The 12,153-nt window shown below is 70.5% G+C and carries 13 protein-coding genes, 1 tRNA gene and 1 pseudogene; 13 read left to right on the top strand and 2 right to left on the bottom strand.

Annotated elements, in window-relative coordinates; all coding sequences use genetic code 11:
• Window positions 1-53: 53 nt before the first annotated feature.
• The 4 genes from ACZ6QQ_RS32140 (at window position 54) to ACZ6QQ_RS32125 (ending at window position 4,108) form a co-directional block, all read left to right on the top strand.
• Window positions 54-1,010 (top strand): 4-(cytidine 5'-diphospho)-2-C-methyl-D-erythritol kinase, encoded by a 957-nt coding sequence (locus ACZ6QQ_RS32140; protein WP_465881393.1) that lies wholly within the window; start codon window positions 54-56, stop codon window positions 1,008-1,010.
• A 106-nt stretch (window positions 1,011-1,116) separates the two neighbouring features.
• Window positions 1,117-2,952 carry an ABC-F family ATP-binding cassette domain-containing protein gene (locus ACZ6QQ_RS32135; RefSeq protein ID WP_465881391.1) on the top strand — a complete coding sequence of 612 codons (1,836 nt, stop codon included), beginning with the start codon at window positions 1,117-1,119 and terminating at the stop codon, window positions 2,950-2,952.
• A 108-nt stretch (window positions 2,953-3,060) separates the two neighbouring features.
• On the top strand, window positions 3,061-3,519 hold the full coding sequence (locus ACZ6QQ_RS32130) for a DUF4383 domain-containing protein (protein WP_465881390.1): 459 nt from the start codon (window positions 3,061-3,063) through the stop codon (window positions 3,517-3,519).
• A 112-nt stretch (window positions 3,520-3,631) separates the two neighbouring features.
• A complete protein-coding gene (locus tag ACZ6QQ_RS32125) occupies window positions 3,632-4,108 on the top strand; it encodes a DUF4383 domain-containing protein (RefSeq protein ID WP_465881389.1) in 477 nt (158 codons plus the stop codon).
• 34 nt (window positions 4,109-4,142) lie between these two features.
• On the opposite strand, the gene ACZ6QQ_RS32120 is transcribed toward ACZ6QQ_RS32125, so the two are convergent.
• Complete coding sequence (locus ACZ6QQ_RS32120) at window positions 4,143-4,829, bottom strand: TetR family transcriptional regulator (protein ID WP_465881387.1); 687 nt, start codon at window positions 4,827-4,829, stop codon at window positions 4,143-4,145.
• Window positions 4,830-4,881: 52 nt separating this feature from the next.
• Window positions 4,882-5,853, bottom strand: coding sequence for an acyl-CoA desaturase (locus ACZ6QQ_RS32115; RefSeq protein ID WP_465881386.1), 972 nt, complete (start codon window positions 5,851-5,853; stop codon window positions 4,882-4,884).
• Between the two features lie 153 nt (window positions 5,854-6,006).
• Here ACZ6QQ_RS32115 and ACZ6QQ_RS32110 point away from each other — a divergent pair, with 153 nt between their 5' ends.
• The 9 genes and pseudogenes from ACZ6QQ_RS32110 to ACZ6QQ_RS32070 form a co-directional block, all read left to right on the top strand.
• Entirely contained in the window at window positions 6,007-6,354 is a 348-nt protein-coding gene (locus ACZ6QQ_RS32110) for a helix-turn-helix domain-containing protein (protein ID WP_465881385.1), read from the top strand.
• A 20-nt stretch (window positions 6,355-6,374) separates the two neighbouring features.
• On the top strand, window positions 6,375-6,623 hold the full coding sequence (locus tag ACZ6QQ_RS32105) for a hypothetical protein (protein WP_465881384.1): 249 nt from the start codon (window positions 6,375-6,377) through the stop codon (window positions 6,621-6,623).
• Between the two features lie 13 nt (window positions 6,624-6,636).
• Window positions 6,637-6,708: transfer RNA gene (locus ACZ6QQ_RS32100), tRNA-Gln, on the top strand.
• Between the two features lie 68 nt (window positions 6,709-6,776).
• Window positions 6,777-8,357 carry a bifunctional UDP-N-acetylglucosamine diphosphorylase/glucosamine-1-phosphate N-acetyltransferase GlmU gene (gene glmU / locus ACZ6QQ_RS32095; protein ID WP_465881383.1) on the top strand — a complete coding sequence of 527 codons (1,581 nt, stop codon included), beginning with the start codon at window positions 6,777-6,779 and terminating at the stop codon, window positions 8,355-8,357.
• A gap of 49 nt (window positions 8,358-8,406) precedes the next feature.
• Entirely contained in the window at window positions 8,407-9,387 is a 981-nt protein-coding gene (locus ACZ6QQ_RS32090; RefSeq protein ID WP_363601916.1) for a ribose-phosphate diphosphokinase, read from the top strand.
• A gap of 265 nt (window positions 9,388-9,652) precedes the next feature.
• Window positions 9,653-10,339, top strand: a complete 687-nt coding sequence (locus tag ACZ6QQ_RS32085) for a 50S ribosomal protein L25/general stress protein Ctc (RefSeq protein WP_465881381.1) — start codon at window positions 9,653-9,655, stop codon at window positions 10,337-10,339.
• A 77-nt stretch (window positions 10,340-10,416) separates the two neighbouring features.
• Complete coding sequence (pth, locus tag ACZ6QQ_RS32080) at window positions 10,417-11,007, top strand: aminoacyl-tRNA hydrolase (protein ID WP_465881380.1); 591 nt, start codon at window positions 10,417-10,419, stop codon at window positions 11,005-11,007.
• A gap of 123 nt (window positions 11,008-11,130) precedes the next feature.
• Complete coding sequence (locus ACZ6QQ_RS32075; RefSeq protein ID WP_465881378.1) at window positions 11,131-11,970, top strand: inositol monophosphatase family protein; 840 nt, start codon at window positions 11,131-11,133, stop codon at window positions 11,968-11,970.
• A gap of 78 nt (window positions 11,971-12,048) precedes the next feature.
• Window positions 12,049-12,153 (top strand): annotated as a pseudogene (locus ACZ6QQ_RS32070) (sulfate adenylyltransferase subunit CysD); the annotation flags it as partial.

The raw sequence follows: 12,153 nt of genomic DNA, 5'->3' as shown, positions 1-12,153 counted from the left end.
TCCCCACCCGTCCCCGCTGCGGCGGTGGCACCACGGGTCCCGGGCCGTGCCCGGTGACCGAGGCATGGCGGCCCGGCGACGACGATGAACGGTCGCGGCGCGGGGCGACCGGCCCGGTCAGGGTCCGCGTCCCAGCGAAGATCAACCTGCATCTCGGGGTCGGTCCGCTGCGTCCCGACGGCTACCACGAGCTCAACACCGTCTACCACGCCATCGCGCTCTACGACGAGCTGACCGCCCGGCGCGGCGACACCCTCAGCCTCACCATGGAGGGCGAGGGCACCGGCGAGCTCGCCCTCGGCGACGAGAACCTGGTCATCCGGGCCGCCCGCGCGCTCGCCGCGCACGCCGGGGTGCCCGCCCACGCCCGGCTGCACCTGCGCAAGCAGATCCCGCTCGCCGGGGGCCTGGCCGGTGGCAGCGCCGACGCCGCCGCCACCCTGGTCGCCTGCGACACGCTCTGGGGCACCAACCTCTCCCGCGACCAGCTCGCCGCGATCGCCGCCGACCTCGGCTCCGACGTACCGTTCCTGATCTACGGCGGCACCGCGCTCGGCACCGGCCGGGGCGAGACGATCAGCCCGGTGCTCGCCCGCCCGACCACCTGGCACTGGGTGGTGGCGATCGCCGACGGCGGCCTGTCCACCCCGACCGCGTACCGCGAACTGGACCGGCTGCGGGCCGACGGGGACGCCCCGCCACCGCTGCCGAACGCCGACGCGCTCCTCGCCGCGCTGCGCCAGCGCAACCCGGCCGTACTCGCCGCCACGCTCGGCAACGACCTGCAGGCGGCCGCCGAGTCGCTGCGCCCGGCCCTGCTGGCGACCCTGCGCACCGGCGAGGCCGCCGGAGCGCTCGCCGGCATGGTCTCCGGCTCCGGCCCCACCTGCGTCTTCCTCGCCGCGGACGCCGCCGGGGCCAGCCGGATCGCCGCCGAACTGGAGGCCGCCGGGGTCTGTCGGCTGGCCCGTACGGCGACCGGCCCGGTGCCCGGTGCGCGGGTGATCTGACCGGTCGACGGGGTACGCCACCCGCGTACGCTGGACTACTCCAGGCGTCTCCCCGTGCCGGTCAACCGGTACTCGGAGCGCCTTTGATCATGAAAGGTGGGCCTCCGTGGCCAACATCGTCAACCTGGACCGGGTGTCCAAGGGCTATGGCGCGGCCGGGCAGCTGCTCACCGACGTGTCCCTCGGCCTCGACGACGCCAACCGGATCGGCGTCGTCGGGCTCAACGGGGCCGGCAAGTCGACCCTGCTCCGCCTGCTCACCAAGCTCGAAGAACCGGACAACGGGCGGGTCACCCACCGCCGCGACCTGCGGGTCGCCTCGCTGCCGCAGACCCTGAACCTGGCCGCCGAGGCGACCGTACGCGACGTCGTGCTCGGCACCGCCTGGCTGGACCAGAGCATGGGCGCCGAGCACGAGTGGGCCGGCGACGCCGGAGTACGCGGCATCCTCGACGGGCTCGGCATGCCGTACCTCGGACTGGACCAACCGGTCGGGCCGATGTCCGGCGGCGAACGCCGCCGGGTCGCGCTCGCCGCCCTGCTGGTCCGCACCGCCGACCTGCTGATCCTCGACGAGCCGACCAACCACCTCGACGTGGCCGGGGTCGACTGGCTGGCCCGGCACCTGGTCAACCGCCGGGGCGCGCTGGTGGTCGTCACCCACGACCGCTGGTTCCTCGACGCGGTCTGCACCACCACCTGGGAGGTCGGCGACCAGACCGTACGGGCCTACGAGGGCGGCTTCGCCGCCTGGACGCTGGCCCGTGCCGAACGGGAACGGGTCGCCGCCGCCACCGAGGCCCGACGGCAGAACCTGCTCCGCAAGGAGATCGCCTGGCTGCGCCGGGGACCGCCGGCGCGGACCTCCAAGCCCCAGTTCCGGATCGACGCCGCGAACGCGCTGATCGCCGACGTACCACCGCCGCGCGACACCATGTCGCTGCAACGGATGGCCACCTCCCGGCTCGGCAAGCAGGTGTACGACCTGGAGAACGTCACCCTGCTGGCCGGCCCGAAACTCATCCTCGACGACCTGACCTGGCAGGTCGGGCCCGGCGACCGGATCGCGATCGTGGGCGCCAACGGCGCCGGCAAGACCACCCTGCTGCGCCTGCTCGCCGGGATACTCGAACCGGCGAAGGGCCGGATCAACACCGGCTCCACCGTCCGGCCGGCGTTCCTCTCCCAGGAACTGTCCGAACTGCCGAACCAGTTGCGGGTGCTCGAAGCGGTCGAGGAGGTGGCCCGGCGGGTCGTCCTCGGCGACCGGGAGTTGGCCGCGTCGCAGCTCGCCGAGGTGTTCGGCTTCGACGACCGTCGGCTCTGGACCCCGGTCGGTGACCTCTCCGGTGGCGAACGGCGCCGGCTCCAGATGCTCCGGCTGCTCGCCTCCGAGCCGAACGTGCTCCTTTTCGACGAGCCGACCAACGACCTCGACACCGACACCCTGGCCGCCCTGGAGGACCTGCTCGACTCCTGGCCCGGCACGGTGATCGTGTCCAGCCACGACCGTTACCTGATCGAGCGGGTCACCGACGTGGTCTACGGCATGTTCGGCGACGGGCGGCTGGTCCACCTGCCCGGCGGCATCGACGAGTATCTCGCCCGCGCCGAGTCGGGCCAGGGCGGCCGGACGGCGACGGTGGCCTCCGTCACCACCACCGCAGCGGTCGGCGACGGCGACGGCGACGGGGCCGCGACCGGCGCGACCCAGCTCAGCGCCGCCGAGGTGCGGCTGGCGAAGAAGGAACTGAGCAAGCTGGAGCGGCAGATCGGCAAGCTGGACCAGCGCGAGTCGGCCCTGCACGACCAGATGGCCGAGTACGCCACCGACTACGCCAAGGTCGCCGAACTCGACGGCCAACTGCGCGCCGTACGGGCCGAGCGGGAGCAGATCGAGGAGAGCTGGCTGGCCCTGGCCGAGCAGGTGCCGGGGTCCTGACCCCGGGGTGGCTCCGACGGTGGGGGTCGGGCGTGTGCGGCGTCACACCGCCACGTGCGGGACAATGGTTGACGACCCCCACCGGAACGGCGTTGGAGAGTTACGACTATGGCGCACAACCCCGTCAACCACCCCGCGCGCCCGATCTACCGGGCGATCGGCGGCCTGACCGGTCTATACCTGGTCATCTTCGGTGTCCTCGGGCTCATCGAGACCGGTGGCAACGAGCTGTTCGCCCAGGACCAGAACACCACCGTGCTCGGCCAGGGGACCAACCTCGGCCACTCGGTGCTCGCCGTGGTGCTCGGCATGATCATCCTGATCGCCACCGGGCTGGGCCGCAACATCGACGCGGCGGTCAACAAGTGGTTCGGCTACCTGATGATGGTGGTCAGCCTGGCCGGTCTCGCGGTGATCCGGACCGACGCCAACTACCTCAACTTCACCATCGCCGGGGTGGTGGTCACCATGCTCGTCGGGCTGGTCCTGCTGATGGCCGGCATGTACGGCCGGGTCGGCTCCGAGGAGGAGGCACGGGCCTGGCGGGACGGGCGCCTGGTCCTCTGAACCGGGACGGCGCCGGGTGCGCTGACCGGGGCGGATCCGCGTTCACCGGAAACCGCCTCCCGATCTGGGTGACAATTCGGAAGAATCGTCACCCGTACGGGAGGAGAAGCCGGTGGCACACATCCCCATCAACCACCCGGCGCGTACGCTCTACCGGGTCATCTCCGGGCTCGTCGGCCTATACATCCTGATCTTCGGGGTGTTCGGCATCGTCGAGACCGCCGGTGACCCGCTCTTCGGCCGGGGCAGCGACTACGCCCTCGGCCTGCGTACCAACCTGGCCTTCTCGATCGTGTCGGTGTTCTTCGGGGTCGTCATCATGATCGGCGCATCCCGCCGGGGCAACCTCGGCCATTTCATGAACCTGACCGCAGGCGTGGTCTTCCTGGTCGTCGGACTGGTCATGCTCAGCGTGCTGCAGACCGAGGCGAACATCCTCAACTTCTCCGTCGCCACCGTCGTGGTGTCGCTGATCTTCGGCCTGGTCACCCTCGCCACCGGCCTCTACGACAAGGTCGGCCCAGCGGAGCACGCCGAGCAGGAGCGGCGGTACCGCCGGACCGCCTCGTCCGAAACCTCACCCGGCTGACCCGCCCCGGCACCGACGCGCCGGGACGGGAACGTCAGCGACCCCGCCGGGTCAACAGGGTCGGCTGCGCCTCCAGGTGGGAAAGCCCGTGCCAGGCCAGGTTCACCAGGTGCGCCGCCACCGTCTCCTTGCGCGGCTTGCGTACCTCCAGCCACCAGCGACCGGTCAACGCCACCATGCCGACCAGCGCCTGCGCGTACAACTCGGCCAGCTTCGGGTCGTAACCACGGCTGGAGAACTCCGCACCGAGGATGTGCTCCACCTGGTGCGCCACGTCGTTGAGCACGCTGCTGAAGTTTCCGGTCGCCGACATCACCGGCGACTCGCGCACCAGCACCCGGAAGCCGCTGGTCTCCTCCTCGATGTAACCGAGCAGCGCCAGCGCGGCCTGCTCCAGCAACTCGCGCGGATGACCGGCGGTCAACGCGGCGGCCACCGTGTCCAGCAGGGCCCGGACCTCCCGGTCGACCACGACCGCGTAGAGGCCCTCCTTGCCGCCGAAGTGCTCGTAGACCACCGGCTTGGACACCTTGGCCCGGGACGCCACCTCCTCTATGGAGGTGGCGTCGAAACCCCGCTCGGCGAAGATCTGGCGCCCGATGGAGATCAGCTGCTCGCGGCGTTGCGCCGCTGACATCCGTACCCTGGAACTTGGTTTGGTTGGCGCCGCTGGCGGTCGCCCGCGCCCGCTGCCCCCGCTGGTGCTCGGGCTCTCTGTCACCCGGCCATCCTGCCAGGTGGCAGGTCCCGGTACGGTGCCCGGCGCGGCGCGATCACTGCGGAGCGGCCGGTTTCACCAGTTTCGCTGCGATCCGTTCCGGCTTCGGCCACCGTACGTCGGACGCCGCACCGGTCTTCTCGAAGATCCAGATCACCCGTGCCGAGATGTCCACCTGACCGCGCAGCACCCCGTGCCGGGCGCAGGTCGGGTCGGAGTGGTGCAGGTTGTGCCAGCTCTCCCCGAAGGAGAGGATCGCCAACGGCCAGAAGTTCGACGCCTTGTCACCCTGGCGCACCTCGAACGGGCGCTCGCCGTAGACGTGACAGACCGAGTTGATCGACCAGGTCACGTGGTGCAGCAGCCCGACCCGGACCAGACCGGCCCAGAAGAACGCGGTCAGCGCCCCCTGCCAGGACCAGGTCACCAGGCCGCCGACGGCGGCCGGCGCGAGCAGCGAGATGCCCACCAGCAGCGGGAAGAGCCGGTCGACCCGGCTGATGTCCTTGTCCGCCAGCAGGTCCGGGGCGAACCGCGCCCGGTTGGACAGCTCGCGGTGGAACAGCCAACCCATGTGGGCGAAGAAGAGGCCCTTGGTCAGCCCCCAGACGCTCTCGCCGAACCGCCACGGCGAGTGCGGGTCGCCCTCCACGTCGGAGAAGGCGTGGTGGCGACGGTGGTCGGCCACCCACTGGGTGATGTTGCCCTGGACCGCGAACGAGCCCGCGACCGCCAACGTGACCCGCAGCCACCGCTTGGCCTTGAACGAGCCGTGCGTGAAGTAGCGGTGGAAGCCGACCGTGATGCCGATCCCGGCGACCACGTACCAGACCGCGGCGATCGCGATGTCGGTCCAGCTCAGCCAACCGCCCCAGGCCACCGGAACGGCGACGACGAGGGCGACGAACGGAACGATGACGAAGGACCAGAGGGCGATCAGGATGCCCGTCTGCTGCTTACCCTCGGTGAGCGGCTTGGGGCCCTTGTCGGTGGTTCCTGCGGCTGGTTCGGTCAGGGTGGTCGGCATGGCACCTCGCTGGGCGGAGACGGGGACGAGTTCGGTAACTTACGCCTACGTCACCGTAACCTACGGCACCGTAACTCGCTATGGGTGCGTTCCTGGCAGTTCCCTCCGAGGTCCTATCGAAACCTGTCGTACGCGCGTTCTAATTTGCTGGTCATGACCGACAACCTCGCCGCCGAGGCCCGGCGGCTGCGCACCGTCGAGGGCCTGTCCGTGGGCCAGATCCGGCAACGTCTGGGCATCGGCAAAGACCGGCTGTACGAGCTGCTGCGGGGCGTCCCGGCTCCGGAGTGGACCCGGCGGCCGAACGCCAAGGACGAGTTGCGGGACCGGGCGGTGCGGTTGCGGGGAACCGGCTGGTCGGTGACCGACATCGCGACCGAACTCGGCGTCGCCAAGTCCACCGCCTACCACTGGGTGCGCCACCTGTCGCTCTGCTGGCGCTCTTCCTGCGTTTCCTGGAGTCCTGCGGGGTCGATCGAGGTGCACCGACGTACCGGCTGAGCATTCACGAGTCTGCGGACGTGGACGCGGCCGAGTCCTGGTGGCGGGAGACGCTGGGCCTGCCCGCCGACCGGTTCCGGGTGCCGGCGCTGAAGCGGCACCGGGCGACGACGAACAGGCGCAACATCGGCGAGTCCTGTCGAGGCTGCCTGGTGGTGGATGTGCCGGGCAGCCGGGAACTGTACTGGCGAATCGAAGGTGTCGTGCGGACTTTGTCCGCTGAGGCGCTAAAGCGATTCGGTGAGGGCTCGGCGGAGGCGCTACGCTGACACTGCTCTTCCTTCGGCCGTGGTGTAATTGGCAACACCCGGGTCTTTGGTACCCGTATTTCAGGTTCGAACCCTGGCGGCCGAGCTGTTCCCTATAGTCCGTTTTGTTCGGTTCGAGGGAACCCCGCGACCGGGTCCGGTGGCGCGGCTAGCATGGGGCCGCAGACCGCCAACCGTTCTGACGGGAGCTCCCTCGTGTCCCAGCCCCGCGTCCGCACCGTCGTCGTCCTCGCCGCCGGCGAGGGCAAGCGGATGAAGTCGGCACTGCCCAAGGTGTTGCACCCCCTGCTCGGCCGTACGCTGGTCGGTCACGTGCTGGCTGCCGCCGCGCCGCTGGCCCCCGACCACACCATCGTCGTGGTCGGCCACGGCGCCGACCAGGTCACCGGGCACCTCGCCGAGGTCGCAGCCGACGCGCGCCCGGTCCTGCAGGCCGAGCAGCGCGGCACCGGACACGCCGTCCGGATCGCTCTCGACGCCGCCCCCGACCGGGCCGGCACGGTGATCGTGATCAACGGTGACGCACCGCTGCTCCGACCGGATACCCTCGCCGCGCTGGTCGAGGCGCACGAGACGGCCGGCGCCGCGGCGACCGTGCTCGCCGCCGAGGTGCCCGACCCGACCGGCCTGGGCCGGATCGTCCGGGACGAGGCCGGGCGGCTGGAGCGGATCGTCGAGGAGCGTGACGCGGCCGTCGCGCAGCGCGCCATCCGCGAGATCAACGCCGGCATCTACGCCTTCGACGCCGCCCGGTTGCGGGACACCCTCGGCAAGCTCTCCACCGACAACGACCAGGGCGAGGAATACCTCACCGACGTCTTCGGCCTGTTCGCCACCAGCGGCGAGCCGGTGGTGGTGCACGTCGCCGCGGATGCCACCGAGACGCTCGGCTGCAACGACCGGGTCGAGCTCGCCGCGCTGCGGCAGCTGCTCCGGGACCGGGTGAACACCGGCTGGATGCGCGCCGGCGTGACCCTGCTCGACCCGGCGACCACCTGGATCGACGTCACGGTGACGCTCGACCGGGACGCGGTGGTGGACCAGAACACCCAGCTGCGCGGGTCGACCACGATCGGCGCGGAGGCGGTCGTCGGCCCGGACGTGACCCTGATCGACACGAGCGTCGGCGCCGGGGCCACGGTGCTGCGCAGCCACGCGGTCAGCGCGGAGATCGGCGATCGGGCCAGCGTCGGGCCGTACGCCTATCTGCGGCCGGCCGCCCGACTTGCCGAACAGGCGAAGGTGGGTACGTTCGTAGAGGTGAAGAACTCCGAGGTCGGGGCCGGCGCCAAGGTGCCGCACCTGTCGTACGTGGGGGACGCCACGATCGGTGCCCGGGCCAACATCGGCGCGGCGACGATCTTCGTCAACTACGACGGGGTGACCAAGAGCCACACCACCGTCGGTGAGGCGGCCTTCGTCGGCTGCGACACCACCCTGATCGCCCCGGTCGAGGTCGGCGCGGGCGCGTACATCGCGGCCGGCAGTGCGATCGACACCGACGTACCGCCGGGTGCGCTCGGGGTGGCCCGGAGTCGGCAGCGCAACATCGAGGGCTGGGTGGCGCGTCGGCGGGCCGGCACCCGGTCGGCGGAGGCGGCGGAACGGGCCCTGGCCGGGGCGGCGGAAACCACACCGTCCGAGGCCGGCGGCGCAAGCCAGGGTGAGGCAATCCACGCGGCGGCCGATGCGGGTGGCGTCGGCCCGGTCAAGGGAGATACTGCAACCGAATAGTCCCTGGTCCACCGCCGGGAACCACCGACCAACGGGAGCAGACGAGCCGATGGGCAGCATCGTCGCCGAAAACCGCAAGAGCCTGATGCTCTTCTCCGGGCGGGGCTTCCCGGAGTTGGCGAAGGAGATCGGCGAGGTACTCGGAGTGGCGCCCACGCCCTCCGATTCGTACGAGTTCGCCAACGGCGAGATTTTCGTACGGTTCAAGGAATCCGTACGTGGTTCGGACGCGTTTGTCGTCCAGTCCGTCACCCACGGCGTGAACCGCTGGGTGATGGAGACGCTGATCATGGTCGACGCGCTGAAGCGCGGTTCGGCCAAGCGGATCACCGTGGTCCTGCCGTTCTATCCGTACGCGCGGCAGGACAAGAAGCACCGGGGGCGGGAGCCGATCTCGGCCCGGCTGGTGGCGGACCTGCTCAAGACGGCGGGCGCGAACCGGATCCTCACCGTCGACCTGCACACCGCGCAGATCCAGGGTTTCTTCGACGGGCCGGTGGATCACCTGTTCGCGATGGACATCCTGGCCGAGTACGTCGAGCGCCAGTACGCCGGGCGGCCGATGACGGTGGTCGCGCCGGACTCGGGCCGGGTCCGGGTGGCGGAGCGGTGGACCGACCGGTTGGGCGGCTGCCCGCTGGCGTTCATCCACAAGACCCGTGATCCGCTCAAGCCGAACCAGGTGGTGGCGAACCGGGTGGTCGGTGACGTGGAGGACCGGGTCTGCCTGATCGTCGACGACATGATCGACACCGGTGGCACGATCCGGAAGGCGGCCGACATCCTGTACGACTCGGGCGCCTCGGACGTGATCGTCGCCTCGACGCACGCGCTGCTTTCCGATCCGGCGACCGAGCGGCTGAAGAACAGCCGGATCAGCGAGGTGATCGTCACCAACACGCTGCCGCTGCCGGCGGAGAAGCAGTTGGACAAGATCACCGTACTGTCGATTGCGCCGTTGTTGGCGCGGGCGATCCGTGAGGTGTTCGACGACGGCTCGGTGACCACGCTTTTCGGTGGTCTGAGCTAGTCGGACGCGGCTGGTGTCGGCGTCCGTGGCGGCGCTGGCCTGATTACCCGGGGTACCGGCTGAATGCTTGTCGGAGCCTCGGGTAGAATGGTGCGGTTGCCACGGCGAGGGTGCCCAGCGGGCCGCTGACAGAAGCGCCGCTCGGAGGTTCCGTCATCGACGCGGTGCTCCGGGCAGTGTTCTGCACGCAAGAGCCCCAGCGAGCCCCTCGCCCCAGCACCGCCAGCCGACGTTCCGCCGTAGCGACGATATCAGGAGTTTCCCCGTGTCCGAGGTAAAGATCAGCGCCGAGCCCCGTACCGAGTTCGGCAAGGGTGGTGCCCGTCGTACCCGTCGGGCCGGCAAGGTGCCAGCCGTGCTGTATGGCCACGGCGAGGCCCCCAAGCACATCGCGCTTCCCGCGCGTGAGTTCGCCGCGGCCATCCGCCGTGGCGGCGCGAACCAGCTCTTCGCCATCGACGTCAGCGACGGCACCCAGGCGCTCGCGCTGCCGAAGGCGATCCAGCGTGACCCGATCAGGGACACCTTCGAGCACATCGACCTGCTCCTGGTCCGCCGGGGCGAGAAGGTCACCGTCGAGATCCCGGTGCAGCTCGTCGGCGAGGCGGCCCGCGACACCCTGGTCATGCCGCAGATCGACACGCTCTCGGTGAGCGCCGACGCGACCAAGCTCCCGGACCACCTCGACCTCTCGATCGAGGGGCTGGGCGCCGGTTCGCAGATCACCGCCGGTGACGTGAAGCTGCCGCAGGGCGTCGAGTTGATCGCCGACCCGGAGCAGGTGCTCGTGGTGATCACCGGTGCGCCGACGGCCGAGCAGCTTGAGGCCGAGGGTGCCGGGGTCATCGAGGAGACGCCGGCCGAGGAGACCGAGGAAGCCGCCGAGGGCGAGGAAGCCGCCGAGGGCGAGACCGCCGAGGCGACCGAGGCCGAGGCTCCGGCCCAAGCCTGATCGATGTCGTGACACAGGCGCTCCCGACCGGGTCGGGGGCGCCTGTTCCGTACTGCTGACACGCAGGGGAGACGGGTGTGGCGGACGAGGCGGAGCCGTGGCTGGTCGTCGGGCTGGGCAACCCCGGCCGGGAGTACGCGGGTAACCGGCACAACGTCGGGTTCATGATCGTCGACCTGATCGGTTCCCGGATCGGGGCGAAGTTCGGCCGGCACAAGCGGGCGGTCGCCGATGTCGGCGAGGGGCGGCTCGGTTTCGGCGGGCCGAAGCTGGTGCTGGCGAAGCCGCTGACGTACATGAATCTTTCCGGTGGTCCGGTGGCGGCGCTGGGGCAGTTCTACAAGGTGCCGGCGGCGCAGGTGATCGCGGTGCACGACGAGCTGGACATCCCGTACGGGCAGATCCGGGTGAAGATCGGCGGCGGCGAGGGCGGTCACAACGGGCTGCGGTCGATGTCGAAGTCGCTGGCGACGAAGGACTACGTACGGGTCCGGTTCGGCGTCGGGCGCCCGCCGGGGCGGCAGGATCCGGCGGACTACGTGCTCTCGGACTTCTCGCCGACGGAGCGCAAGGAACTGGAGTTCCTGGTCGACCGGGCGGCCGACGTGGTGGAGTCGGTGATCCTGCGGGGCGTGGAGTGGACACAAAACGCGTACCACAGCGCATGACTGCCGGGCACCCGGCGGTAATGTGCCGCAGAGGGGTGGCCAGGGGGTTCCGTCAGCAAGGAGGCGGTCAGTGATGGTGCGTGTGGTGGTGGCCGTGGCCGCCCTGACCCCGAGTCTGCGCTGATGCCGACGCCACCGGTGATCGACGGTGCCTTCGCCCGCTGGTTGGCGGCGAAGGCCGGGGACGCGCTGATGGAACTGCGCAGCGAGATGGGGCACGCGGATCCGGGGGCGCTCCGGGCGGCCGGGGACAAGGTCTCGCACGATCTGCTCCGTACGGAGTTGGCCCGTTGGCGGCCGGCGGACGCGGTGCTCTCCGAGGAGGACGAGGGGGCGCGGCGGGCCTGGTCGACTGATCTCGGTCCGGCGGCTCCGCGGAGGATCACCGCCGACCGGGTGTGGATCATCGATCCGTTGGACGGGACGCGGGAGTTCTCCGAGCAGGGCCGGTCCGACTGGGCGGTGCACGTGGCGCTCTGGGCTCGTACCGCGACGACCGAGCACGGGCTGGTCGGTGGGGCGGTGGCGTTGCCGGCGCAGCACCGGGTGCTCGGCACCGACCATCCACCGGCGTACCCGCCGATGAACCTACTGGCCGCGACGGCGCCCGGTGGGCGGACGATCCGGTTGGCGGCGAGTCGGAGTCGGCCGCCGGTGTTCCTGACCGAGTTGGCGGAGGAGGTGGGTGCAGAGTTGGTGCCGATGGGGTCGGCGGGTGCGAAGATCGCTGCGGTGGTTGGTGGTGAGGTGGACGCGTACGTGCACGCGGGTGGTCAGTACGAGTGGGATTCGGCGGCGCCGGTGGCTGTGGCGACGGCCACGGGTCTGCACGCTTCCCGAATCGACGGTTCTGCGTTGAGATACAACGAGGCCGATCCTCGGCTACCCGACCTGGTCGTCTGCCGGAAAGATCTTGCAACCCGGCTGCTGGCAGCGCTGCGGCGGCACCTCCGGGTAACCTAGGCCCCGGTGTTGTGGAGTTGACCGACCGGAAAGGTCTGGAATGCGCATGGGCGGCGGCGGATGCAGCGGACACGTGGCATGAACGGCACGGCGGCGTACCGGGTGTCGCATCTGGATGCTCTTGAGGCGGAGAGCGTTTTTGTGATGCGTGAGGTGGTGGCGGAGTTGGAGCGTCCGGTGCTG

This window comes from Micromonospora sp. NPDC049529 (genome assembly GCF_055586685.1).
This window is presented reverse-complemented; position numbering and strand designations above follow the sequence as displayed.